The organism is Mycobacterium sp. WUMAC-067 (genome assembly GCF_020217485.1).
GTDB lineage: Bacteria > Actinomycetota > Actinomycetes > Mycobacteriales > Mycobacteriaceae > Mycobacterium.
Genome location: NZ_JAEKMI010000021.1, coordinates 14,801 through 38,873 on the forward strand (window position 1 = coordinate 14,801; position 24,073 = coordinate 38,873).

22 protein-coding genes and 1 pseudogene are annotated in these 24,073 nt (G+C 70.2%); 9 read left to right on the top strand and 14 right to left on the bottom strand.

Annotated features, from left to right (window positions below; translation table 11 throughout):
• The first annotated feature begins 7 nt into the window (after nucleotides 1-7).
• Both JF781_RS16065 and mtr read left to right on the top strand, forming a co-directional pair.
• The gene (locus JF781_RS16065; RefSeq protein WP_225330149.1) at nucleotides 8-1,033 is read left to right on the top strand and encodes an alpha/beta hydrolase; all 1,026 of its coding nucleotides are present in this window, start codon (nucleotides 8-10) and stop codon (nucleotides 1,031-1,033) included.
• 2 nt (nucleotides 1,034-1,035) lie between these two features.
• Nucleotides 1,036-2,415 carry a mycothione reductase gene (gene mtr / locus JF781_RS16070; protein ID WP_225330148.1) on the top strand — a complete coding sequence of 460 codons (1,380 nt, stop codon included), beginning with the start codon at nucleotides 1,036-1,038 and terminating at the stop codon, nucleotides 2,413-2,415.
• Nucleotides 2,416-2,417: 2 nt separating this feature from the next.
• On the opposite strand, the gene JF781_RS16075 is transcribed toward mtr, so the two are convergent.
• Nucleotides 2,418-2,909 (bottom strand): Fur family transcriptional regulator, encoded by a 492-nt coding sequence (locus JF781_RS16075; protein ID WP_225330147.1) that lies wholly within the window; start codon nucleotides 2,907-2,909, stop codon nucleotides 2,418-2,420.
• Nucleotides 2,910-3,065: 156 nt separating this feature from the next.
• On the opposite strand from JF781_RS16075, the gene JF781_RS16080 reads away from it, so the two are divergent.
• The 6 genes and pseudogenes from JF781_RS16080 (at nucleotide 3,066) to JF781_RS16105 (ending at nucleotide 9,004) form a co-directional block, all read left to right on the top strand.
• Complete coding sequence (locus tag JF781_RS16080) at nucleotides 3,066-4,205, top strand: HoxN/HupN/NixA family nickel/cobalt transporter (protein ID WP_225330146.1); 1,140 nt, start codon at nucleotides 3,066-3,068, stop codon at nucleotides 4,203-4,205.
• Between the two features lie 577 nt (nucleotides 4,206-4,782).
• A complete protein-coding gene (locus JF781_RS16085) occupies nucleotides 4,783-5,280 on the top strand; it encodes a hydrogenase maturation protease (RefSeq protein ID WP_225330145.1) in 498 nt (165 codons plus the stop codon).
• 18 nt (nucleotides 5,281-5,298) lie between these two features.
• Nucleotides 5,299-6,165, top strand: a pseudogene (locus JF781_RS16090) (hypothetical protein); the annotation flags it as partial.
• 106 nt (nucleotides 6,166-6,271) lie between these two features.
• Nucleotides 6,272-7,396 (top strand): alkaline phosphatase family protein, encoded by a 1,125-nt coding sequence (locus JF781_RS16095; protein WP_225330143.1) that lies wholly within the window; start codon nucleotides 6,272-6,274, stop codon nucleotides 7,394-7,396.
• A gap of 82 nt (nucleotides 7,397-7,478) precedes the next feature.
• Entirely contained in the window at nucleotides 7,479-7,940 is a 462-nt protein-coding gene (locus JF781_RS16100) for a hypothetical protein (protein WP_225341282.1), read from the top strand.
• Nucleotides 7,941-8,056: 116 nt separating this feature from the next.
• On the top strand, nucleotides 8,057-9,004 hold the full coding sequence (locus tag JF781_RS16105; protein WP_225328538.1) for a PPE family protein: 948 nt from the start codon (nucleotides 8,057-8,059) through the stop codon (nucleotides 9,002-9,004).
• On the opposite strand, the gene JF781_RS16110 is transcribed toward JF781_RS16105, so the two are convergent.
• From JF781_RS16110 to dxr, 13 genes are all read right to left on the bottom strand, one after another.
• On the bottom strand, nucleotides 9,001-9,780 hold the full coding sequence (locus JF781_RS16110; protein WP_225328539.1) for a 3-oxoacyl-ACP reductase: 780 nt from the start codon (nucleotides 9,778-9,780) through the stop codon (nucleotides 9,001-9,003). The two genes, JF781_RS16105 and JF781_RS16110, sit on opposite strands and share 4 nt — an antisense overlap.
• A gap of 3 nt (nucleotides 9,781-9,783) precedes the next feature.
• A complete protein-coding gene (locus JF781_RS16115; protein ID WP_225328540.1) occupies nucleotides 9,784-11,148 on the bottom strand; it encodes an aldehyde dehydrogenase in 1,365 nt (454 codons plus the stop codon).
• A gap of 1 nt (nucleotide 11,149) precedes the next feature.
• A complete protein-coding gene (locus JF781_RS16120; protein WP_225328541.1) occupies nucleotides 11,150-11,977 on the bottom strand; it encodes a gamma-glutamyl-gamma-aminobutyrate hydrolase family protein in 828 nt (275 codons plus the stop codon).
• Nucleotides 11,928-13,322, bottom strand: coding sequence for a glutamine synthetase family protein (locus JF781_RS16125; RefSeq protein ID WP_255641945.1), 1,395 nt, complete (start codon nucleotides 13,320-13,322; stop codon nucleotides 11,928-11,930). Before JF781_RS16125 ends, JF781_RS16120 begins: the two co-directional genes overlap by 50 nt.
• A 20-nt stretch (nucleotides 13,323-13,342) precedes the next feature.
• The gene (locus JF781_RS16130) at nucleotides 13,343-13,894 is read right to left on the bottom strand and encodes an alpha/beta hydrolase (protein ID WP_225328598.1); all 552 of its coding nucleotides are present in this window, start codon (nucleotides 13,892-13,894) and stop codon (nucleotides 13,343-13,345) included.
• Nucleotides 13,895-14,047: 153 nt separating this feature from the next.
• Nucleotides 14,048-15,568 (bottom strand): cobyric acid synthase, encoded by a 1,521-nt coding sequence (locus tag JF781_RS16135; RefSeq protein ID WP_225328542.1) that lies wholly within the window; start codon nucleotides 15,566-15,568, stop codon nucleotides 14,048-14,050.
• Nucleotides 15,569-15,593: 25 nt separating this feature from the next.
• Nucleotides 15,594-16,451, bottom strand: a complete 858-nt coding sequence (gene map, locus JF781_RS16140) for a type I methionyl aminopeptidase (protein ID WP_225328543.1) — start codon at nucleotides 16,449-16,451, stop codon at nucleotides 15,594-15,596.
• 30 nt (nucleotides 16,452-16,481) lie between these two features.
• Nucleotides 16,482-17,066 (bottom strand): DUF1707 domain-containing protein, encoded by a 585-nt coding sequence (locus JF781_RS16145; RefSeq protein ID WP_225328544.1) that lies wholly within the window; start codon nucleotides 17,064-17,066, stop codon nucleotides 16,482-16,484.
• A gap of 41 nt (nucleotides 17,067-17,107) precedes the next feature.
• Complete coding sequence (locus JF781_RS16150; RefSeq protein ID WP_225328545.1) at nucleotides 17,108-18,922, bottom strand: penicillin-binding transpeptidase domain-containing protein; 1,815 nt, start codon at nucleotides 18,920-18,922, stop codon at nucleotides 17,108-17,110.
• Nucleotides 18,923-19,071: 149 nt separating this feature from the next.
• The gene (locus tag JF781_RS16155) at nucleotides 19,072-19,926 is read right to left on the bottom strand and encodes a GNAT family N-acetyltransferase (protein ID WP_225328546.1); all 855 of its coding nucleotides are present in this window, start codon (nucleotides 19,924-19,926) and stop codon (nucleotides 19,072-19,074) included.
• A 49-nt stretch (nucleotides 19,927-19,975) separates the two neighbouring features.
• Nucleotides 19,976-21,142, bottom strand: a complete 1,167-nt coding sequence (ispG, locus tag JF781_RS16160; protein ID WP_225328547.1) for a flavodoxin-dependent (E)-4-hydroxy-3-methylbut-2-enyl-diphosphate synthase — start codon at nucleotides 21,140-21,142, stop codon at nucleotides 19,976-19,978.
• 91 nt (nucleotides 21,143-21,233) lie between these two features.
• On the bottom strand, nucleotides 21,234-22,457 hold the full coding sequence (locus tag JF781_RS16165; RefSeq protein ID WP_225328548.1) for an RIP metalloprotease: 1,224 nt from the start codon (nucleotides 22,455-22,457) through the stop codon (nucleotides 21,234-21,236).
• 19 nt (nucleotides 22,458-22,476) lie between these two features.
• On the bottom strand, nucleotides 22,477-23,688 hold the full coding sequence (dxr, locus tag JF781_RS16170; RefSeq protein WP_225328549.1) for a 1-deoxy-D-xylulose-5-phosphate reductoisomerase: 1,212 nt from the start codon (nucleotides 23,686-23,688) through the stop codon (nucleotides 22,477-22,479).
• A 114-nt stretch (nucleotides 23,689-23,802) separates the two neighbouring features.
• Here dxr and JF781_RS16175 point away from each other — a divergent pair, with 114 nt between their 5' ends.
• Nucleotides 23,803-24,057 (top strand): DUF2631 domain-containing protein, encoded by a 255-nt coding sequence (locus JF781_RS16175; protein ID WP_225328550.1) that lies wholly within the window; start codon nucleotides 23,803-23,805, stop codon nucleotides 24,055-24,057.
• The last annotated feature ends 16 nt before the right edge of the window (nucleotides 24,058-24,073 follow it).

Below are 24,073 nucleotides of genomic sequence, written 5' to 3' on the forward strand. Positions count from 1 at the left end.
TTGCCTCGTGACTGGCTGGGTGCCCGATGTCCTACCCGGATATTGGCAGCGCACCATCGCGCTCGGCTGCGATCCCGCCGGTGAGGGCGACATCGTCGCGACCCTGATCCGGCGCGGGCCGGCACAGGCGGACGGCCAGACGGGCCCGGCGATGCGCGCGGTGCTGGCGGTGCACGGCTACACCGATTACTTCTTCCACACCGAGCTGGCCGACCACTTCGCCGCCCGCGGCTTCGCCTTCTACGCGCTGGACCTTCACAAGTGCGGCCGGTCGCGGCGCGACGGCCAGACACCGCACTTCGTCACCGACCTCGCCAACTATGACGCCGAACTCGAGCACGCCCTGGGAGCCGTGAGCGCGCAGGCCCGCGAAGTGTTGGTGTACGGGCATTCCGCGGGCGGGCTCATCGTGTCCTTGTGGCTGGACCGGTTGCGCCGCCACAACCCGGCCGCGCACGCCAACATTGGCGGACTGGTGCTCAACAGCCCGTTCTTGGAGTTGCCCGGCCCGGCCATTCTGCGGCGTTCGGCGACCCTCGCCCTGATCGCGGGTCTGTCGCGGGTGCGGTCCAAGGCGGTGGCCCGGCCACCGGGCGAGGGCGGCTACGGCACCACGTTGCACCGCGACTACGGCGGGCAATTCGACTACAACCTGCAGTGGAAACCCGTGGGCGGCTTCCCGATCACGTTCGGTTGGCTCAACGCCGTCCGCCGCGGTCAGGCGCGGCTGCACCGCGGCCTCGACGTCGGCGTGCCGAACCTGATTCTGCGCTCGGACCACAGCGTGCCGGAAACCGCGGACCCGGCGTCCATGCGGTGCGGCGACGCCGTTCTCGACGTGACCCAGATCGCCAGGTGGGCAGGCTGTATCGGGAACCGCAGCACCATCGTTCCGGTGGTCGATGCCAAACACGACGTGTTCTTGTCGCTGGAGGGACCGCGCGACGTCGCCTACCGGGAACTGGATCTCTGGCTGGACGAGTTCCTGCCCACCAGCAACAACGACGCCCCGGTGTCGTTCGGAAGGGGGTGACGGTGGAGACCTACGACATCGCGATCATCGGAACCGGTTCGGGCAACAGCATTCTCGATGACCGCTTCGCCGACAAACGGGTGGCGATCTGCGAGCAGGGCACCTTCGGCGGCACCTGCCTGAACGTCGGGTGCATCCCGACCAAGATGTTCGTCTACGCCGCCGAAATCGCCCAGACGATTCGGGAGGCGGCGCGCTTCGGCATCGACGCGCGCATCGAGCGGGTGCGCTGGGACGACATCGTCTCGCGCGTCTTCGGGCGCATCGATCCGATCGGGGTCAGCGGTGAGGATTATCGGAATTCCGCGCCCAATATCGACGTGTACAAACAGCACACCCGGTTCGGCCCGGTCCAGGCCGACGGGCGCTACCTGTTGCGCACCGACGCCGGCGACGAGTTCACGGCCGACCAGGTGGTGATCGCGGCCGGCGCGCGGGCCGTGGTGCCGCCGGCGATCCTCGAGTGCGGCGCGACGTACCACACCAGCGACACGATCATGCGAATCCCCGCACTGCCGGAGCATCTGTTGATCGTGGGGGGCGGTTTCGTCGCGGCCGAATTCGCCCACATCTTTTCCTCGCTGGGCTCGCGCGTCACCCTGGTGGTCCGGGGCTCCACATTGCTGCGGCATCTCGACGACGTCATCGGCGAGCGCTTCACCCGCATCGCTGCGAGCAAATGGGAGCTGCACACCCACCGCAACGTCGTGGGCGCCGAAAACCACGGTTCGGGCGTCGCGGTGCAACTCGACGACGGTCGCACCGTGCGCGCCGACGCGCTGCTGGTGGCGACCGGCCGGGTGTCCAACGCCGATCAGCTTGACCTCGAGCAGGCCGGCGTAGCCGTCGAGGACGGCCTGGTGGCCGTGGATCAGTACCAGCGGACCACGGCGCGTGGGGTTTTCGCGCTCGGCGACGTCTCGTCGCCTTATGAGCTCAAGCACGTGGCCAACCACGAGGCGCGCGTCGTGCAGCACAACCTGTTCTGCGACTGGGACGATACCGTAGCGATGGCCGTCACCGACCATCGCTACGTGCCCGCGGCGGTGTTCACCGATCCGCAGGTCGCCTCGGTGGGGCTGACCGAAAACGAGGCCCTCGCAAAAGGTTTCAAGGTCTCGGTGAAGATCCAGGACTACGGCGACGTCGCCTACGGCTGGGCGTCGGAGGACACCACCGGGATCGTCAAGCTCGTCGCCGAGCGCGGCACCGGGCGCCTGCTGGGCGCGCACATCATGGGCCATCAGGCCTCGTCGATCATCCAGCCGTTGATCCAGGCGATGAGCTTCGGGTTGACCGCGCCGCAGATGGCCCGCGGGCAGTACTGGATCCACCCGGCGCTGCCCGAGGTGGTGGAGAACGCGCTCCTGGGTCTGCACTGACCTCAGCGGCGGCGCGCCCGGGCGGGGGGTTCGTCGTTCTGGCACTGGGGACACACGCCGTGCAGCGTCAGTCCCGCCGCCTCCGACAGCGCGAAGGAACTGCCCGCGATCGCATGCTCGAGCGCCAGGCTCAGCCGGCGGGCGGGCACCTCGATGATCGTGCCGCACTTCGTACATACCGCGTGGTGGTGCGGCGCGGTGGCCAGCCCGTAGGTCGTGACACCCCCGTCGACGGTCAGCGCGTGCAGCACCCCCTGATCGACCAGGGTGGTCACCGTGCGGTAGACGGTGGCCACGTCGGGCGCCTGGGCTCCCGGGGGCAGACATTCACGCATGCGCCGGTCGATCTCGGCCACCGACAGGTGTCCGTTGACCGGTTCGAGCACCGCCAGCACCTGGATCCGCGACGCCATCCGCCGCAGCCCGCGGGCGCGCAGCAGATCGCCGATCCGCTCGGTGACCGAGGCATCGAGTAATGGCGGCTTGGGCGTCACCGGTTCAGTGTCACGCCGCGGCGCCGGGATCGCCAGCCTTCGACGCGATCGAGGGCCACGATTCTGCGATTCACTTGCAACTGGCGCGGCGCGGTACTTACAGTCGTGCCGGTTGTTCTCTGCCCGACACCGCACGGATGCGCCGGAAGGACCCCAGTGGCCAGCACGGAGATCGACTGGCGGCCGTCACGGACCACCAGGCTGCTCGGCTCGCTGACCCGCGCGGAGTGGTGGCGCCTGGCCTCGATGCTGGCGGTCATCCTCGCGCTGCACCTGCTCGGCTGGCTCACCCTGGTGCTCTTGGTGGCTCCGGCCCAATACAGCTTGGGCGGCAAAGCTTTTGGCGTCGGCATCGGATTGACGGCCTATACCCTGGGCATGCGGCACGCCTTCGACGCCGACCACATCGCCGCCATCGACAACACCACCCGCAAGCTGATGAACGATGGGCAGCGTCCGCTGGGCGTCGGCTTCTTCTTTTCGCTGGGCCACTCCACGGTGGTGTTCGGGCTGGCGCTGTTGCTGGCGTGCGGGGTGAAGACGGTCGTCGGGCCGGTCGAGGACGACTCCTCGACGCTGCACCACTACACCGGGTTGATCGGCACCAGCGTCTCCGGCGTGTTCCTGTACGCCATCGCCCTTCTCAACGTCATCGTCCTGGTCGGCATCCTGCGCGTCTTCGCGCGGTTGCGCCGCGGCGAATACGATCCCGACACCGACGGGGCCGAACTCGAGCGGCAATTGCAGAGCCGCGGACTGATGAACCGGCTCCTCGGCCGGTTCACCAAGTCGATCACCAAGTCGTGGCACTGCTATCCGATCGGGTTGCTGTTCGGGCTGGGTTTCGACACCGCCACCGAGATCGCGCTGCTGGTGCTGGCCGGCACCAGCGCCGCGGCCGGGCTGCCGTGGTACGCCATCGTGTGCCTGCCGGTGCTGTTCACCGCGGGCATGTGCCTGCTGGACACCATCGACGGCTCGTTCATGAATTTCGCCTACGGGTGGGCCTTTTCCAATCCGGTGCGCAAGATCTACTACAACATCACCATCACCGCGCTGTCGGTGGCGGTCGCCCTGCTGATCGGGAGCGTCGAACTGCTCGTCCTGTTCGCCGACCAATTCGGTTGGCGGGGCGCGTTCTGGAACTGGATCGGCGGGCTCGACCTCAACACGGTGGGCTACATCGTCGTCGGCATGTTCGTCGTCACCTGGGCGGTGGCCCTGCTCGTCTGGCGCTACGGCCGCATCGAAGAGAAGTGGGGCCCCGCCGATCTGGGGGCCGAGTCCGCGACCTAGCGGGTCACCGGGCACGGGCGTGCGCGGCGCGAAGCGTTGACAACGCCCGGCAGCGGGAGTAGACCCAAAAAACAGCGCCGCGCAAGTGGGCCGACGGTCGACTCCGGCGGCGCAGGAGCCCCGGCCCGGCTCCGGAAAGCTGCAGCATGCCAACGGAAGCAGCAGTCAAGACAGCACAACCGTTGACCCATGCTCTGCGCGGCAAGGCCTCGGGCGCCGCGTCGCGTCTGCACGGAACCGTGATTCGAAGTTTGAGGGGTATCACGGAACGCACCGTCGACACACAACCGCCGTGGCGCCATCACGGCAACCAACTCACCATCCGAACGCGCCGCGCCCGGTAGGTCAGCTACCGGGTCGGCGCGCTCCCTTTCGCACGCACCGACGAATGCCCGTCAGCGCGACCCGAAGAGACTGGAATGGAAGGCAAGTCCCTGGACAGACCGCAAGCGCCGACACAGTCACCCGTCGGGGGTGACGCCATGGCGGATCGCCCGGTGCAGCCGACGGAAACTTCAGCAAGACAAGCGCAGTGGCGCGAGGTGGACGATCCCGGCCGGCCGACCCGGGTGCCGGCATGACAGCGCGCATCCTGGTAGCCGGGATCGGCAACATCTTCCTGGGGGACGACGGGTTCGGCTCGGAAGTGGTCCGCAATGCCGAACTGCCGCAGGATGATCCGACAGTCCAGGTCATCGACTACGGAATCAGAGGGATGCACCTGGCCTATGACCTGCTCGAGGAGTGGGACACGCTGGTCCTCGTCGACGCCGTACCCAGCCGCGGCCATCCCGGCACGTTGCACGTCTTTCAGGCCGATCACGAATCACCTTCGCGGACAGTCGGTCTGGATGGTCACAGCATGGATCCGGCCGCGGTCTTCGCCAGCCTGCGGGCGCTGGGCGGCCGTCCGCCCTACACCGTGGTCGTCGGGTGCGAGGCGGGCAGCGTCGACGAGGGCATCGGGCTGACCGAACCCGTCGCCAAGGCCGTCCCCCGGGCGGCGCGGGCGGTCGAAGAGATCGTCGCGGCGTTGCACGGATCGCCATTGTTCGCGGCCGAAGACAGGTGCTGAATCATGTGTCTGGGCATACCGCCGGATCTGGTTCAGCACCACGACGCCCACGTGGTGTCGCTGCTGGCCGAACACGGGCGCATCGGCGAACCCATCGTCGGGGTCTTTTTCGACGGCACCGGTTACGGCTGCGACGAAATGATCTGGGGCGGTGAGATTTTGACGCTGGACGCCCGGAGCCACCGTTTCGTCCGGGCCGGCCACCTGTTGCCGGTGCCGCTGCCGGGCGGCGATGCAGCGGTGCGCAATCCGTGGCGGATGGCGCTGTCCCAGCTCTGGGCGGCCGACATCGACTGGACTCCGGATCTGGCGCCCGTCGCCGCCGCGACCGATGACGAACTGCGCCTGGTTCGTTCGCAACTGGAGACCGGGACGGGCTGTGTGCCCTGCTCGAGCATGGGACGGCTGTTCGACGCGGTCGCCTCCCTGCTCGGGGTGCGGCACCGTATCGACTACGAGGGGCAAGCCGCCATCGAGCTCGAGGCGCTGGCGGAGTCGGCCGACCACGATCCCGGGCGGCCACGTCCGTCGTTGCCGCTGGCGGTGCGCTCTGACGGGGTGATCGATCCGGTGCCGATGGTGCAGACGATGGTCGCGGCGCTGTATGCCGGGACGCCGCGCGCGGTGCTGGCCGCGGCCTTCCACCACGCCGTCGCGGACGCGGTCGCCGACGTGGTCGCGCGGGTGGCCGGCACGACCCGGTTGGTGGGCCTCACCGGCGGGGTGTTCCAGAATGTTCTGCCGACGTGTGCCTGCCGTGATGTATTGCAGCGCAATGGTTTTGAGGTTCTCGCCCATCACAGTGTGCCGCCGAACGAGGGCGGACCCGCGCTGGGCCGGGCCGCGGTCTCGGTGCTGACGGCGCGGGAGGAGGCGACGCGATGACGACCACCGCCGCCAGCTGTGCGCGCTGGCTGACAGCACGAACCGGCAATTGCCGGTGACCGACCATCGACTGGCGCGCGTCTAGCTTCGACGTCAGACTGGCCCGGTGTCCGGTTCCCTGCGCGACGTGCTGCCCGCCGCGGCCGCCCTGCTCGGCGTTCCGGGCGCGGTCGACACGCTGGCGGTGACCGACCGGGCCGGCTCCGATCGGATCGACCGGGTGCTCGTCGTGCTGGTGGACGGGTTGGGCTGGCACCTGCTTCCGCGGCTGGCCGGCGGCGCGCCGCTGCTGGCCTCCGTGCTGGCCGGCGCCACCGGCCGGCTGACCCAGCTGGAGTGCACCTTCCCGTCGACCACGCCGACCAGCCTGGTGTCCCTGGGCACCGGCGCGGCGCCCGGCGAGCACGGCGTGCTGGGCTTCACCCTGCGGGTGCCGGGCACCGAGACGGTGCTCAACCACGTCCGGTGGCGCGACGACCCGTCCCCGACCGTCTGGCAGCCGGTGCCGACCTGGTTCCAGCGGCTCAAAGAGGCCGGCGTCAGCGCCCGCGCGGTGCTGCCGGCGCCGTTCCTCGGCAGCGGGCTGACCGAGGCCGCCTACCGCGGTGCGGAATTTCGCCCCGCCGGCCCCGCCGACGACTACGCGCGGCTGGTGATCGACGACCTGCTTTCGGCGCCCGGGCTGGTCTACGGCTACACCGCCGAGCTCGACACCGCGGCGCACGTCTTCGGCGTCAGCTCCGAGCAGTGGCATGCGGCGGCGGCCAGCGTCGACGCGCTCCTCTCGCGCCTGCTCGAGGCGCTGCCGCCGAACGCGGCGCTGCTGGTGACCGCCGACCACGGGGGCCTCAACGTCCCGCCGGAGGCCCGTATCGACCTGGACGCCGATCCGCGGTTGGTTCAGGGCGTCCGGGTGGTCGCCGGCGAGCCTCGGGTCCGCTACCTGCATACCGAACCGGGCGCCGGGCCCGATGTGCAGGCCGCATGGGCCGAGGTCCTGGGCGCCCGGGCCACCGTGTACAGCCGCGAGCAGGCGGTGAACACCGGGATGTTCGGGCCGGTCGCCGCGGCGCACCTGGAGCGGCTCGGCGACGTGGTGGTCGTCTGCTCGGGCGACACGGCGGTGCTGGCCAGCGCGCACGAGCCCCCAGAAGCGTCCCGCCTGATCGGTTTCCACGGCGGAGCCAGCCCGGCCGAGATGGCGATCCCGCTCATCGTTTTCCGCCCCTAGCTGCACCGACCGTGGATTCGGACCGACTTCACAGCTCGTTCCGACCGGTTTACCACGATTGACGTTGTACATTCGGCCCACTGTGTTGTTCCGGGGCGGCGGTGAAACTCGGCGGTGGCAGCTCGCCACCGCGATCGTCGCAGCGCTGGGTGTGTTCGTCGCCCTGATCGCGGGTTCGTCGCTGCGGCCCCAGTTCGCCGCGGCGACCCTGCCGGAGCCGGCCGCCTGGTCCGGCGCCACCCCGGGGGCCGGCGCGCACGCGCTCCCGCGGGGCCGCGACGCGGCCGTCGCCCGCCCGGCGCTGGCCGCGGCGCAGTCGCCGGCGCCGGCCAACAACACCACCAAGAAGCCGTTCCACAGCATGTGGATGACGAAGGAACGGCCCCAGTCCTGGAACCGTTGGTCAGCCCACTCGGCCCTGTCGCCGGCGCCGACGATGTTCGGCCCGGCGCGGGTCCCGCCCGACGACACCCAATCCCGTTCTCCCGCAACCATTCCCGCCGACCGAGATACCTTGACCCGGCTCTGCATCGCCCGCGTCTGATCGCCGCACGCCGCGCATTCGCGCGAAAGGGCTTGTCACCCCCGTGCCTATCTCGTGAAGGACGCCCCCATGTTTTCGAGCACCAACCACACCGCCCTCCCCCGGCGGAGGCTGTGATGGATTTCGCGACGCTCCCACCGGAGATCAACTCCGGGCTGATGTATTCGGGTCCCGGCGCGGGATCCATGGTCGCGGCCGCCGCGGCGTGGGACAAACTCGCCGCGTGGCTGTGCACCGCGGCGGCCGACTACCGGGCGGTGACCGCGAAGCTGGTGGCGCAATGGGAGGGCACGCCCTCGGCGCTGCGCGACGCCGCCGCGCTCTACACCGACTGGCTGGACGCCAACGCCGCACGAAGCCAGGAGGCGGCCGTCCAGCTCGGTGCGGCGGCCGGGGCGCACGAGGCGGCGTTCGCGGCGACGGTGCCCCCACCGGCGATCGCCGGCAACCGCACGCGCCGCACGGCGCTGGTGTCGGCGAACTGTCTGGGCCAGCACAGCGCGGCGATCGCGGACGTCGACACCGAATACGACGCCATGTGGGCGCGCAATGCCGGTGCCATGTACGCCTACGCCTGCGCCGCCGCCAACGCGGTGACGATGACCCCGTTCGCCCCGCCGCCCGCCGATGCCGGTGCACCCGCAGACACCTGGCCGTTGAAGGCGGCGCCCGAGGTCGTATCGGCCGCCCGCCAAGTGATGTCGGCCATTCCGGGTGCCCTCAAGCACCTGTCGTCGGCAACGCAGACCACGTTCGAGGCGTCCCTTGCCTCGGTGACACCGTCGCTGTCGAAGCTCAATTCGCTGACCGCGCCGTCGGATTTCGCGATCGGCCACCTGAATTCGATGAACAAGGCGGCGGCGCTGCGAACACTTTTCCCCAAACCGGCCGCCGCCAACGGGGTCAGCGCGCGCCTCGGCCGCGCGATATCGCTCGGCGCGCTGTCGGTGCCGCGCACCTGGGCCACGGCCGCACCCGACGCCCAGGCGTTGCGCGGGGACCGGGCGAACACGCGCGCGTGGTCACGGCCGGTGCGGCATCCGGCCGGTGAATACGGCGGCTAGAGCGGGGTCACGTAGGCCGAGCTGATGCCGCCGTCGACCAGGAACGTCGACGCCGTGATGAACGACGCGTCGTCGCTCGCCAAAAACGCGACCGCGGCAGCGATTTCGCCGGGGTCGGCGAAGCGGCCCACCGGCACGTGCACCAGCCGGCGGGCGGCCCGTTCGGGGTCCGTGGCGAAAAGCTCTTGCAGCAGTGGGGTGTTGACCGGCCCCGGGCACAGGGCGTTCACCCGGATGCCCTGCCGGGCGAACTGCACCCCCAGTTCCCGCGACATGGCCAGCACGCCGCCCTTGGAGGCGGTGTAGGAGATTTGCGACGTCGCCGACCCCAGGACGGCGACGAACGACGCAGTGTTGATGATCGAGCCCCGCCGCGCGGGAACCATGTGCCGCAACGCCGCCCGGCAGCAGAGGTACACCGACTTCAGGTTGACGTCCTGGACGCGTTGCCAGGCGGGCAGTTCGGTGTTCTCGATGAGGTCGTCGTCGGGCGGCGAGATGCCGGCGTTGTTGAACGCGATGTCGACGCGGCCGTAGGCCTGGGCCGCGGTATCGAACAGCGCGTTGACCGCGTCCTCGTCGGCGACGTCGGTGGGCACGAACAGGCCGGACAGCTCGTCGGCCGCGGCGGCGCCCGCGTCGCCGTCGACGTCGGCGACCACGATGGTGGCGCCTTCGGCGCGCATGCGCCGCGCCGACGCCAACCCGATGCCGCCGCCGGCGCCGGTGACGACGGCGACCCGGCCCGCCAACCGTTGGGTGAGATCGACCGCCACCACCTAATCCTCTCCGATCGCGATGAAGACGTTCTTGGTCTCGGTGAATCCCAACGGCGCGTCCGGGCCCAGCTCGCGGCCCAGGCCCGACTGCTTGAACCCGCCGAACGGGGTGTTGTACCGGACCGAAGAGTGCGAATTCACCGACAGATTGCCGGATTCGACCGCGCGAGACACGCGCAGGGCACGCGACAGATCGTTCGTCCAGATCGATCCGGACAGGCCGTAGGCGGTGTCGTTGGCCAGCGCGACGGCGTCCTGCTCGTCGTCGAAGGCCAGCACGGTGACCACCGGGCCGAAGATCTCCTCGGTGACGCTGCGGTCGGTGCGCTGCGGGGTCAGAACCGTTGGCGGGAACCAGAATCCGCGCCCGCTCGGCGCGGTGCCGCGAAACGCGACCGGCGCGCCGTCGGGCACGTAGGAGGCCACCTTGGCGCGGTGCGCGGCCGACACCAGCGGGCCCATCTCGGTGTCCCGGGACGCGGGATCGCCGACGACGACGCCCTTGACCGCGGGTTCGAGCAGCTCCATGAAGCGGTCATACACGCTGCGCTGCACCAGGATCCGGCTGCGGGCGCAGCAGTCCTGCCCGGCATTGTCGAAGACGCCGGCCGGCGCGGTGGCGGCGGCCCGCTCCAGATCGCAGTCGGCAAACACGATGTTGGCGCTCTTGCCGCCCAGCTCCAGGGTCACCCGCTTCACCCGGGCGGCCGCGCCGGCCAGCACCCTTTTGCCGACTTCGGTCGAGCCGGTGAACACGATCTTGGCAACATCGGGATGCGTGACGAACCGCTCCCCGACCACCGCGCCCGGCCCGGGCAACACCTGGAGCAGGCCTTCGTCCAGGCCGGCCTCCGCCGCCAGCTCGCCGAGCCGGATCGTGGTCAGCGGCGTCGCCTCGGCGGGCTTGATCAGCACGGCGTTGCCGGCGGCCAGGGCCGGCGCGAAGCCCCAGGAGGCGATGGGCATCGGGAAGTTCCACGGGGTGATCACCCCGACCACACCCAGCGGCTCGTTGAAGGTGACGTCGAGGCCGCCGGCCACCGGAATTTGCTTGCCGGACAATCGTTCCGGGCTGGCGGCGTAGTAGGTCAGCACGTCGCGGACGTGGCCTGCCTCCCACTCGGCCGAGGCGACGGGATGCCCCGCGTTGGCGACCTCGAGGGCCGCCAGCTCGTCGACATGGGTGTCGACGGCGGCGGCGAAAGCCCTTAGGCCGGCCGCCCGTTCGGCCGGTGACCGCCGCGCCCACCGCCGCTGCGCCGCCCGGGCCCGGGCCACCGCGTCGTCGACGGCCGCGGCGTCGACGTGCTCGACCGAGCGCAGCACTTCCTCGGTCGCCGGGTTGATCAGTTGGGTGGCGCTCATGTCAGCGCCCCGCATACGACCGGGCCGCGTCCACGATCGCGGCGAACAACCGCAGATCCTCCAGGGACTGTTCCGGATGCCATTGCACGGCAAGCACAAACCGGTCCCCGGGGAGCTCCAGGGCCTCGACGACGCCGTCGGCATCGGTCGCGCTGACCACCAGTCCGTCCCCGACCCGGTCGATGGCCTGGTGGTGATAGCACGGGGCGTCGGCGGTCTCCCCCACCAGCGCGGCCAGCCGGGTGCCCGCCACGGTGCGCACCGGCAACCGGGTGAACACCCCGTCGCCGGCGCGGTGCCCGCAGTGGCCAAGCACGTCGGGCAGGTGCTGGTGCAGCGTGCCGCCGAGCGCGACGTTGAGCACCTGTGCGCCGCGGCAGATCCCGAGCACCGGCAGCCCCCGGTCCAGCGCGCCGCGCAGCAGCGCGAACTCCCAGGCGTCGCGGTCGGTGCGGGGTTCGTCGGTCGCCGGATGCGGTTGCTGGCCGTAGCTGGCGGGGTCGAGGTCATAGCCGCCGGTGATCACCAGCGCGTGCAGGCCGTCGAGCACCGCGCCGACGATCTCGGCGTCCACGGGTTGCGGGGGCAGCAGCACGGCGATCCCGCCGGCCTGGATGACGCCCTCGAAGTAGTCGGTCGGCAGGTATCCGGCCGGGATGTCCCAGATTCCGGTCTGCACCCGCTCCAGGTACGTGGTCAGGCCCACCACCGGGCGGCTTGGTGCCCGTGGCGATCGCAAGCGCGGCGCAGCCGGGCGCAGCGGGTCGCCACCATCCAGCTCAGAGCCGTTCAAAACCACGCGTCCTTTCCCAGTCGGTGACCGCCGCATTGAAGGCCGCCAGCTCCACGCGGGCGTTGTTCAGGTAGTGGGCGACCACGTCGTCGCCGAACACCTCCCGCGCGAGGGTCGAGCGCTCGAAGGCCGAGGCCGCCTCGGCCAGGGTGGCGGGCAGCCGCTCGACGCCGGGGGCGTGATAGGCGTTCCCCGCGTAGGGCTCCGGTGGCTCGAGGCCCCGTTCGATACCGTACAGCCCGCCGGCGACGATCGCCGCCACCGCCAGATACGGGTTGACGTCGCCGCCGGGCACCCGGCACTCGACCCGGGTGTTGGGCCCGTGGCCGACCACCCGCAGCGCGCAGGTGCGGTTGTCCAGCCCCCAGGCCAGCGCGGTGGGCGCGAAGCTGCCGTCGGCGAATCGCTTGTAGGAGTTGATGTTCGGCGCATAGAACAGGGTGAAGTCGCGCAGGGTGACCAGCAGGCCGGCCAGGAAGCTGCCGAATGTCGACGACATGCCGTGCGGGTGCCCGGGGTCGGCGAACACCGCGCCACCCTGCGGGTCGCGCAGCGAGAGGTGTACGTGGCAGCTGTTGCCTTCTCGCTCATCGTATTTCGCCATGAATGTCAGGCTTTTGCCGTGCTGATCGGCGATCTCCTTGGCCCCGTTCTTGTAGATGACGTGGTTGTCGCAGGTGACCAGCGCCTCGTCGTAGCGGAATCCGATCTCCTGCTGCCCCCTGTTGCATTCGCCTTTGACGGCCTCGAATTGCAGTCCCGCGCCGGCCATCCCGCGCCGGATGTCACGCAGCAGCGGCTCCATGCGCGACGACGCCGCGATCGCATAGTCGATGTTGTAGTCGCTGGCCGGGGTCAGCCCGCGGTATCCGCTGGCCCACGCCTGGCGATACGGCTCGTCGAACACCATGAATTCCAGCTCGGTCGCGGCGTCGGCGATCAGGCCGCGCCGGGCCAGCCGGTCGAGCTGGCGGCGCAGGATGGCCCGCGGCGACACGGCGACCGGGCTGCCGTCGGCCCAGCCCACGTCGGCGATCACCAACGCGGTCCCGGGCAGCCAGGGAATGCGCCGCAGGGTGGACAGGTCAGGCGTCAGCACCGTGTCGCCGTATCCGGTGTCCCAGCTCGACATCGCGTAGCCACCGACGGTGTTCATGTCGACGTCGACCGCCAGCAGATAGCCGCAGCACTCGGCGCCGTGGGCGGCCACCTCGTCGACGAACAGGTGCGCGTCCACCCGCTTGCCGACCAGGCGTCCCTGCATGTCGGCGAACGCCACGATGACCGTGTCCACCGCGCCGCCGGCCACCAGTTGCTGCAGGGCGGTCAGCGAGAGCATCGCGGCGTTCGGGTCGGTCACGGCGTCATCTTCGGAGGCCATGACCGCTAGTCAACCAGGCGCTACCAGGTGCTGGTGCGCAAAATGATCTCGGCGGCCAATTGCGCCGTCGACTCCTGCACGGTGCGCCGTCCCAGGTGCACCACCCGGTAGTCGGCGTAGACGTATTGCTGGCTGGCCTGGGCCACCGACCGGGCGGCCGGCGAGCTGACCAAGACGGTGGTGCCGATCTCGACCGGCGGGCAATGTCCGTCGCGGATGGCGCCGTCGCGGTCGCCGGCGCGCGGATGCCCGCGATCGATCACCACCAGTCCCACGAACCGGCCCAGCCGGGTCGCCGTCAGTTCCCAGGCGAGGTCGCCGCCGGCGCGGTCGCCCATGACGACGGCCCAGCCGATTCCCAGCGCGTCGAGAATGCCGATCACCGACTTGGGGGTCAGCCGCGGGTCGAAGCCGACAACGACCGTCCGCAGCGATGCGGTGTGCAGGCGCTCGCAGACCGCGTCATACGCGGCGGGGGCGCGCTCCTCGTCGCCCAATATGACGACGACGACGCCCGTCTCCGGTCCGGCCACAACGACCGGGACCGGGAACCCCTCCAGGGTGGTCATCATCGAGGACACCCAAGCACGCTACAGCCAAACGGCATGGGTGCGCGACGATTCTGGGGCATGTGATACAGGGACACAGTTTCCACCGGCATCGTATGACGGCGTTACGGCCACGGCGTCAACAGCGATGTTCACTTCGCGACGTCGACGAAAGTCCTACGGGCGCAACCGACTTACGAGACAGGGCCGCGTCGGTGGCGGCCCGTGCAGCAGCCCGAGGACGGCGTCGACGTCGAGGTGGGCGGCCAGCAGGTCGGCGGCGAGATCGAGTTGGGCGTCGCGTCGCGCCGCGACGTTGGTGCCGTCGTCGACGACGAAGCCGCGCCGGCCGGCGGCGTCGGCGACCCGGGTGAGCCAGGCGCGCCGGAAGTCGTCGTTGTCGAGCAGGCCGTGCCAATGCGTCCCAAAGACCGCGCCGCGCACCACACCTTGCGGTCGCGGCTCGGCGCCCGCGTCGAACCACGTTTGCTCGGCGCAGCGGGCGATCCGCCCGTGGTGGATCTCGTATCCGCTCAAGGGACCGTCGATCCCACGTTGCCAGCGGCGCAAGGTCTTGGCCGGATCGAAGGCGATGTCGGCGTCCAGCAGGCCCAGCCCCGGCACGTCGCCCGCCCCGGACTCCACCGGGTCGTCGATGCGACGGCACAGCATCTGAAATCCCCCGCAGATCCCCAGCACCGGCTTGCCGGCCCGCGCGTGCGCCACGATCGCCTCGGCCAGGCCGCGCTCGCACAGCCAGGACAGGTCGGCGACGGTGGCCTTGCTGCCGGGGATGACGACCAGGTCGGCGTCGGCCGCGTCGGCGGGGTCGGCGACCCAGCGCACCAACACCCCCGGTTCGCACGCCAGCGCCTCGACGTCGGTGGAGTTGGAAATCCGGGGCAGCCGGACCGCCGCCACCCGCAACCACTCGTCACCGCGCGGCGGGACGGGCGCGCCGATGACGCGGTGCGCGACCACCGACAGCGAGTCCTCGGCGTCCAGCCACAGCTCGTCGGCGTACGGCAGCACCCCGAAGGTGGGCCGGCCCGTCATGGCCTGCAGCTGGCGCAATCCCGGCTCCAGCAGCGCGGGATCGCCCCGGAATTTGTTGACGATGTAACCGGAGATCAGCGCCTGGTCGTCGGGCTCGAGCACCGCGACCGTCCCGAACAGGTGCGCGAGCAGGCCGCCGCGGTCGATGTCACCGACCAGGACCACCGGCAGGTTGGCCGCCCTCGCCAATCCCATGTTGGCCAAATCCGTGGCGCGCAGGTTGATTTCGGCCGGAGAGCCCGCACCCTCGCAGATCACCGCGTCGAATTCGTCGCGCAGGCACGTCAATTCGTCGAGCACGACGGCGGCGAGCCGATCGCGGTGCCGCACATAGCTTTTCGCGCTGACCGAGTCGGCGACCCGGCCCTTGATCACGAGCTGCGAGGTGCGGTCGCTGCCCGGTTTGAGCAGGATCGGGTTGAACCGCACGCTGGGTTCCAGACCGGCCGCGCGGGCCTGAATCGCCTGGGCGCGGCCGATTTCGCCGCCTTCGACGGTGACCACGGAATTGTTGGACATGTTCTGCGCCTTGAACGGGGCGACCCGAATTCCGCGGCGGGCCAGTAGCCGGCACAGGGCGGCGACCACCACCGATTTGCCGGCGTCGGAGCTGGTGCCGGCGACCAGCAGCGCCCCGCTCACCTCGTTGTGGCGAGCAGTGAGAGCCTCACGGCAGCGTGAGGATTTCGGCGCCGGTGTCGGTGACCAGCAGGGTGTGCTCGAACTGCGCGGTCCACTTGCGGTCCTTGGTGACCACCGTCCAGCCGTCGTCCCAGATCTCGTAGTCCAGGCCGCCGAGGTTGATCATCGGCTCGATGGTGAACGTCATGCCCGGCTGCATGATCGTCGACACGGACGGCTGGTCGTAGTGCAGGACGACCAGGCCGTTGTGAAACGTGGTGCCGATACCGTGACCGGTGAAATCGCGAACCACGTTGTAGCCGAACCGATTCGCGTACGACTCGATGACGCGGCCGACGACCGACAGGGCACGCCCGGGCTTGACGGCGTTGATGGCGCGCATCGTCGCCTCCCGGGTTCGCTCCACCAGCAGCCGGTGCTCTTCCGAGACGTCGCCGGCCAGGAACGTGGCGTTGGTGTCGCCGTGCACCCCGTCGATGTAGGCGGTGACGTCGATGTTGACGATGTCGCCGTCGGCGATCACCGTCGAGTCGGGGATGCCGTGGCAGATGACCTCGTTGAGCGACGTGCAGCACGACTTCGGAAAGCCCTTGTAGCCCAGCGTCGACGGGTAGGCGCCGTGATCGACCATGTATTCGTGGGCGATCCGGTCCAGCTCGTCGGTGGTCACGCCCGGCGCGACCGCCTTGCCCGCCTCCACCAGCGCGCGCGCCGCGATGCGGCCGGCGACCCGCATCTTCTCGATCACCTCGGGCGTCTGCACCCACGGCTCGCTGCCCTCCTGGACCGTCGGCTTCCAGGCGTACTCGGGGCGCGGGATGCTGCCGGGCACCGGCAGAGTCGGGGACAACTCTCCGGGGGAAAGCGCGGTGCGAGCGGGCATGCGACCAGCTTAACCGGGCCCCCGGGCCGATCAGAGTCGCTGGCGGCGCAGCAGCGAGCGGCGCGGGCCCCGGATGATCACCGAGCCGCACACCACCCGCCCGGTCAGCACGACGTGCGGCCTGCCCTCGCCGGGCGGGTCTTTGCGGCGATCGCTGGCGCTGCCGACGTAGACCTCGACGTCGTCGATCGACGCGCTGGCGCCATCGGGCAATCGGATCTCCACCGAGCCGAACCGCATGTCCAGTTCGATGACCACCACCGGCCCGGCGAACCGGGCCTTGGTGAGGTCGAGTTCCACCGACCCCAGCCGGCGCACCAGCGCCAGGCGGGTGGGCACCGTCCATTCGCCGTGCCGCTTGAGCGAGCCCGCCCAGCCGCGCAGTTCCACCCGGTCGGCCGCCGAGGTGACGATGGCCCCCGGCCCCGGCAGATCACCGACCAGACCGTCCAGCTCGCCGCGCGTGCGCGCGTAGGACACCTGCGACGAGCGCTGCTCGAACTCGTCGATGTCGATCAGCCCGAGCGCGACCGCGTTGTGCAGCCGCCGCATCGTGCCGTTGCGGTCGGCGTCGGAGACGCGCAACGCCACCATGTCGCCGCCGGTATCGGTCATGCTCGCAATTTACCGTCGATGCGGCCCGAGCGGTCTGGGCGCTAGGCCAGAAAGTCCGGCGGCAGCGACTCGAGCATCACCTTGGTCATCCGGACGGCGTACTCCGAGCTGCCACCCCCGACGATCAGCGCGGCGAACGCGAGATCGCCGCGGTAGCCGGCGAACCAGGAATGCGACCCGCCGGGGAACTCGGCCTCACCGGTCTTCCCGTACACCTCGCCGCAGCCGGCGATCTCCTTGGCGGTCCCGTTGGTCACCACCAGCCGCATCATGGGCCGCAACGCGTCCACCATCTTCGGGCTGATCGGCGTGGTGTCGCCCTGGACGGCCGTCTGGCGGCCCGCGATCAGTTGCGGCACGGGCGTCTTGCCGGCGGCGACCGTCGCCGCCACCAGGGCCATGCCGAACGGACTGGCCAGCACCTTGCCCTGGCCGAAGCCGTCCTCGGTGCGCTCGGCGAGGTCCACCGTCGGCGGCACCGAGCCGGTCACCGTGGTGATGCCGTCGATCTGATAGTCCAGCCCGATCCCGTAGCGGGAGGCCGCCTGGGTCAGGCCGCGCGGGGGCATCTTGCTGCTGAGCTCGGCGAAGGTGGTGTTGCACGAGCTGGCGAACGCCCGCGACATCGGCACCACCCCGAGGTCGAAGCCCCCGTAGTTGGGGACGGTGCGGTGCCCGATGTCGAGATGGCCCGGGCAGCCCAGCATGGTGTTGGGGGTGGCCATGTCGCGTTCGACCGCCGCGCCGGCGGTGACCATCTTGAACGTCGACCCGGGCGGGAACAGCCCGGTGGTGGCCGGTAGGCCGTCGGCGTCGGCGCCCGCGTTCTGGGCGATCGCGAGGATCTCTCCGGTCGACGGCTTGATCACCACGATCATCGCCTTGCCGCCGCGGGTGTCCACGGCATGCTGGGCGGCGTTTTGCACGGCCCGGTCCATGGTGAGCGACACCGACGGGGCCGGTGACCCCTCGACCTCGTGCAGCACTTCGACCTCGACGCCGTTCTGGTTGACGCTCACCACCCGCCAGCCGGCCTCGCCGTCGAGCTGGTCCTCGACGGCCTTCTTCACCGCGGAGACGACCGCGGGCGCGAAATGCGGGTCGGTGGGCAACATTTCGGGCTGGGGCGTGACCACGATGCCGGGCAGCCGGCCGATCGCCGGGAACACCTTGTCGTTGTCGTCGGGGTGCAGCGTGACGCCCAGGTCGACCGGGTGGGGCGTCGAGCTGGCCTGCTCGGCGAGCAGCTGCGGGTCATTGAGCGCATCGTTGAAGGGGTGCAGCACGTCGACCACCGCGCGCGCCGCGCCGAACAGCGCGGGCCCGGCCTGGGTGGCGTCCAGCGTGTAGTGGTACAGGTAGCCCGGCACCAACACGTCGCTGCCGCCGAGTTCGTTGACCGAGGCGCGGCGCGGCCGATCCGCGCGCAGCGCGAACGTCTGGTGCTCACCCAATTTGGCGTGCAGCGCGGTGGTGGTCCAGCGCACCCGCCAGCGACCCTCGTCGCGTGCCATCCTCAGCTGCCCGTCGTAGCTCCAGACGCGGTTTTTGGGCAGGTGCCAGGCGAAGCGATAGCCGACCGTGCCGGTGTCCTCGGCGTACTTGGCGTTGAGGACCTGCGCGTCGAGGTGGGTCGCCTGCAGGCCGGACCAGGCCGCGTTGAGCGCTTCGCGGGCGTCGTTGGGGCTGTCGCTGAGCTGTGCGGCCGTCGCGGTGTCGCCGACGGCCAGGGCGCGGAAGAACTGCTCCGCGACCGGGCCGGGGCCGTCGGGCCGCGGCGTGCACCCGGACAGCGCGACGACCGCGACGAGCAGCAGACCTGAAACGGATGAGGCCGCTGTTGTTCTAGTTACCATCGGTGCTGATGTTATGAGCTGCGGCCTGAACCGCGGCGCCGCCACACCGAGACCGAACCGTTATGCGTGGTCGCGGTAGCTCGCCCCGACGCCGCGGGGCCCGGGCAGCCGGGCGTTCGCCGGCCCGCGCCCTCCAGCCGGGAGCGCATCTAGTCGAGGAGCACCGTCGCGAAGGTGCCGATCTCGGCGAAGCCCACCCGGGCGTAGGCCGCGCGCGCCACCGCGTTGAAGTCGTTGACGTAGAGGCTGGCGGTCCGCCCGCTGCCGACGATCACCGCGGCGACCGTGGCGGTGCCGGCGGTGCCCAATCCCAGGCCGCGCCACTCCGGGTGCACCCACACCCCCTGGATTTGCCCCACCCCCGGCGACTGCGAGCCCACCTCGGCCTTGAAGACGACCTGGCCGTGCTCGAACCGCGCCCAGGCGCGGCCGGCCGTGATGAGGCTGGCCACGCGTCGCCGGTAGCCGCGACCGCCATCCCCGATCCGCGGGTCGACGCCCACCTCGCCGATGAACATGTCGACGGCCGCCACCAGGTAGGCGTCCAGCTCCTCGGGCCGGACCTGGCGCACCGCGGTGTCGATCTCGCAGCTCGGGTGGGTGGACAACGCCAGCAGCGGCTGGCGGTCGCGCACGTCGCGGGCCGGTCCCCACGCCGCCTCGAGGCGCTCCCACATCGGCATCACCAGGCCGGCCCTGCCGACCAGCGAGGAGCAGCGCCGCGTCCCGCGCATGGCCTCGTCGGCGAATGCGCTCAGGTCGGCCGGCGTGCCGCGCAGCGGGATCAGGTTGGCGCCGGCGAAGCACAGCGATTCGTCGGCGCCCCGCAGCGTCCACAGTTCCCCACCAATGGAATTGGGGTCGATGCCGTGGTCCGCCACGCGGGCCGCGACCATGCACGACGCGACGGGATCGTCCTCGAGCACCCGCCACACCGCGGCCGCATCACGCACCACGGACACCCGTCGCTCGCCAACTAGGCGGAAGAGGGGCGGAGCCGACATGTGGCGAACTCTCTGTGGTGCGAACTCAGGGCTGGGGCGCTGGCCTTTATCAGCTTACGGTCACAACCGGCGAACCGCTCGATGTTGTGTCCGGTCCGTGACCGCCGCCCATTTCGGCGGCGATGCGCATCGCCTCCTCGATCAACGTCTCGACGATCTGCGCTTCGGGCACGGTCTTGATCACCTCGCCGCGAACGAAGATCTGCCCCTTGCCATTTCCCGATGCGACACCGAGGTCGGCCTCGCGGGCCTCCCCCGGGCCGTTGACGACGCAGCCCATCACGGCGACGCGCAGCGGGACGTCGAGGCCGTCGAGGCCCGCCGAGACGGCGTTGGCCAGGGTGTAGACGTCGACCTGCGCGCGACCGCACGACGGGCAGGACACGATCTCGAGCCCGCGCGGGCGCAGGTTCAGCGACTCGAGGATCTGGATGCCGACCTTGACCTCTTCGACCGGCGGCGCCGACAGCGACACCCGGATGGTGTCGCCGATCCCGCGCGACAGCAGGGCGCCGAAGGCGACGGCCGACTTGATGGTGCCCTGGAAGGCGGGGCCGGCCTCGGTGACGCCGAGGTGCAACGGATAGTCGCACCGCTCGGCCAGTTGCTCGTAGGCGGCGACCATCACCACGGGGTCGTTGTGCTTGACGCTGATCTTGATGTCGCCGAAGCCGTGTTCCTCGAACAGCGAGGCCTCCCACAGCGCGGACTCGACCAGCGCCTCGGGGGTGGCCTTGCCGTACTTCTCCAGGAACCGCTTGTCCAGCGAGCCCGCGTTGACGCCGATGCGGATCGGGATGCCGGCCGCCCCGGCTGCCTTGGCGACCTCGCCGACGCGGCCGTCGAATTCCTTGATGTTGCCCGGGTTCACCCGCACCGCGGCGCATCCGGCGTCGATGGCGGCGAAGATGTACTTCGGCTGGAAGTGGATGTCGGCGATCACCGGGATCTGGCTGTGCCGGGCGATCTCGGCCAGCGCGTCGGCGTCCTCCTGACGCGGGCAGGCCACGCGGACGATGTCACAGCCGGCGGCGGTCAGCTCGGCGATCTGCTGCAGCGTGGTGTTGACGTCATGCGTCTTGGTGGTGCACATCGACTGCACCGAAATCGGGTGGTCGCTGCCGACCCCGACGTCGCGGACCATCAGTTGGCGCGTGCGACGCCGGGGTGCAAGCGTGGGCGCCGGAGCGTCCGGCATGCCCAGGCCAATGGTCATTTGCGCCGCTCCTCCTCATCGCTTCGCTCTGCATCGTCGCCAGCGCGGCTCACTGTTGATTCCTTCGGTTTGGTTATCGGACCCGCGCGTGTCACTGGAAGAGCCTGATCGGGTTGACCAGGTCGGCGGTCACGGTCAGCAGCATGTAGCCGACCACGAACACCAGCACGACGTACGTCGCGGGCATGAGTTTGAGGTAGTTCACCGGCGCGGCCGCGACCATGCCTCGGGCCGACCGGATCAGGTTGCGGACCTTTTCGAACATGGCGATGGCGATGTGCCCGCCGTCGAAGGGCAGCAGCGGCACCAGGTTGATCGCGCCCAGGATGAGGTTCAGCTGGGCCAGGAAGAACCAGAACGCCACCCACAGTCCGTGGTCGACGGTGTCGCCGCCGATGATGCTGGCTCCCACCACGCTCATCGGCGTCTGCGGGTCGCGCTGGCCGCCGCCGATGGCGTGCACCAGCGCCCCCACTTTGGTGGGAATCGTGACGAGCGCCTTGCCCACCTCGACGGTCAGGTCACCGGCGAAGGCGAGACTGCCCGGGATCGCGGACAGCACCCCGTAGTGCGTCGGGCCGGTCCGGACGGCGCCGACGCCGATGGCGCCGACGGTCGAGGCTTGCGGTTGAGCGCCCTGCCCGTCGGGCCCGTTGGTGAGGTAGCGCTGCGTGGGCGTGACGTTGACATAGGTGGTGATGGCGGTGCCGTCCCGCTCGGCGACGATCGGGGTGTTGCCGTGCACCTTGCGGATGGCCGCGGCCATCTCCTCGAAGGTGGACACCGGGGTGTCGCCCACCTTGACGATGACGTCGCCGGGGCGGATTCCGGCGAGTGCCGCCGGCCCGGGCCCGGTGCAGTCCGCGATCTTGCCGGGAGCCACTTCCGGTGCCACACAAGCGGTTTCACCGACCACCGCCTTGGTCGGGGGGTGCAGGTCCGGCAGACCCCAGACCAGCGCGATGCCGTAGAGCAGCACCAGGCAGATGACGAAGTTCGCGGCGGGCCCGGCGAAGAGCACCGCGACCCGCTTCCAGACCGCCTGCCTGTACATGGCGCGGTCGGTCTCGTCGGGCGCCAGCTCCTCCACCGAGGTCATGCCGGCGATGTCGCAGAAGCCGCCCAGCGGCACGGCCTTGAGGCCGTATTCGGTTTCACCGCGCCGGGTCGACCACAGCGTGGGGCCGAAACCGACGAAATAGCGGCGCACCTTCATGCCGGTGGCGCGCGCAACCCACATATGGCCGCACTCGTGCAGGGCCACCGAGATCAGGATGGCCAGTGCGAACAGCACAATGCCGATGACGAACATCATTAGGCTGCGAGGACCTTTCTCACACCGCTCCGGAGGCTTTGACCGACAATTTGGCGGGCTGCGCTTGTGCGACGGCACGCTGCGCCCGCTCCCGTGCCCAGCGCTGCGCGTCGAGTACCTCATCCACGTTAGCCGGTGATACGGCCCATTGGTCGGCGGCGTGCAGCACGTCGGCGATGGTTTTGACGATGGCACCGAACCCGATGCGGCCCGCCAGGAACGCCTCGGCCGCCTCCTCGTTGGCGGCGTTGTAGACGGCGGTCATGCAGCCGCCGGTCTGCCCGGCGTGGCGGGCCAACTCGACGGCGGGGAAGACATCGCTGTCCAGCGGCTCGAATTCCCAGCTAGACGCCGTGCTGAAGTCGCAGCAGGCGGCCGCCCCCGGCACCCGGTGCGGCCAGCCCAGGGCCAGCGAAATCGGCAGCTTCATGTCTGGCGGGCTGGCCTGGGCGATGGTCGAGCCGTCGACGAAGGTGACCATCGAATGAACGATCGACTGGGGGTGCACCACCACGTCGATGCGGTCGTAGGGAACGCCGAACAGCAGGTGGGTTTCGATGAGCTCCAGCCCCTTGTTGACCAGCGAGGCCGAGTTCAGCGTGTTCATCGGGCCCATCGACCACGTCGGGTGGGCGCCGGCCTGCTCGGGGGTGACGTCCTCGAGCTGGGCGGCGGTCCAGCCGCGGAAGGGGCCGCCGGAGGCGGTCAGCACCAGCTTGGCGACCTCATCGGGGGCTCCGCCGCGCAGGCATTGGGCCAGCGCGGAGTGTTCGGAGTCGACCGGCACGATCTGTCCGGGCCCGGCGGCCTTGAGCACCAGCGGGCCGCCGGCGATCAGCGATTCCTTGTTGGCCAGCGCCAGCCGGGCGCCCGACTCCAGCGCGGCCAGCGTGGGCCGCAGGCCCAGCGCCCCCACCAGCGCGTTGAGGACGACGTCGGCTTCGGTCTCCTGAACCAACCGGGTCACCGCGTCGGGCCCGGAAAACGGGATGTCGCCGGCCCGCTGCGCCGCGCGTTCGTCCGCGACCGCGACGTTGGTCACACCGGTGGCGGCGCGCTGGCGCAACAGCGTGTCCAGGTTCGCGCCGCCCGCGGCCAGGCCGACCACTTCGAAGCGGTCCGGATTGGCCGCGATGACGTCCAGCGCCTGCGTGCCGATCGAGCCGGTGCTGCCCAGCACCAGCACGCGCAGGCGGCCCGGGGTTTGCCCGTCGGTCGTCGGGTTGGTCACCCATTCATTGTGCCGCCCGGCACCGACGCGGGCCACGATGCGCCCGTCCGCCCGGCCGGCGGTTGTGCCAGAATCTGGGTTCAGCAAGCCGATCCGATCCGAAAGGGATTCGCCGTGGCCAGTACCGAGGTCGAACACTTCACCGGCGTCGACTCCGTCGAGGTGCCGTCGGCGGCGTGGGGTTGGAGCCGGATCAATCACCGGACCTGGCACATCGTCGGCCTGTGCATCTTCGGGCTGTTGCTGGCGATGCTGCGCGGCAACCACGTCGGCCACATCGAGGACTGGTTCCTGATCGGCTTCGCGACCCTGGTTCTGGTCGCCCTGATCCGCGACCTGTGGGGCCGCCGGCGCGGCTGGATCCGCTAACCCGTCGAAGGTCGAG

Coding starts and splice junctions, on each gene's coding strand:
- map (WP_225328543.1), bottom strand. CDS start 16,451: ATGCCCGCTCGCACCGCGCTTTCCCCCGGAGAGTTGTCCCCGACTCTG.
- JF781_RS16115 (WP_225328540.1), bottom strand. CDS start 11,148: ATGAGCGCCACCCAACTGATCAACCCGGCGACCGAGGAAGTGCTGCGC.
- JF781_RS16125 (WP_255641945.1), bottom strand. CDS start 13,322: ATGGCCTCCGAAGATGACGCCGTGACCGACCCGAACGCCGCGATGCTC.
- JF781_RS16150 (WP_225328545.1), bottom strand. CDS start 18,922: ATGGTAACTAGAACAACAGCGGCCTCATCCGTTTCAGGTCTGCTGCTC.
- JF781_RS16085 (WP_225330145.1), top strand. CDS start 4,783: ATGACAGCGCGCATCCTGGTAGCCGGGATCGGCAACATCTTCCTGGGG.
- ispG (WP_225328547.1), bottom strand. CDS start 21,142: ATGACCATTGGCCTGGGCATGCCGGACGCTCCGGCGCCCACGCTTGCA.
- JF781_RS16145 (WP_225328544.1), bottom strand. CDS start 17,066: ATGACCGATACCGGCGGCGACATGGTGGCGTTGCGCGTCTCCGACGCC.
- JF781_RS16120 (WP_225328541.1), bottom strand. CDS start 11,977: ATGCGGCGGTCACCGACTGGGAAAGGACGCGTGGTTTTGAACGGCTCT.
- JF781_RS16105 (WP_225328538.1), top strand. CDS start 8,057: ATGGATTTCGCGACGCTCCCACCGGAGATCAACTCCGGGCTGATGTAT.
- JF781_RS16130 (WP_225328598.1), bottom strand. CDS start 13,894: ATGATGACCACCCTGGAGGGGTTCCCGGTCCCGGTCGTTGTGGCCGGA.
- JF781_RS16165 (WP_225328548.1), bottom strand. CDS start 22,457: ATGATGTTCGTCATCGGCATTGTGCTGTTCGCACTGGCCATCCTGATC.
- JF781_RS16155 (WP_225328546.1), bottom strand. CDS start 19,926: ATGTCGGCTCCGCCCCTCTTCCGCCTAGTTGGCGAGCGACGGGTGTCC.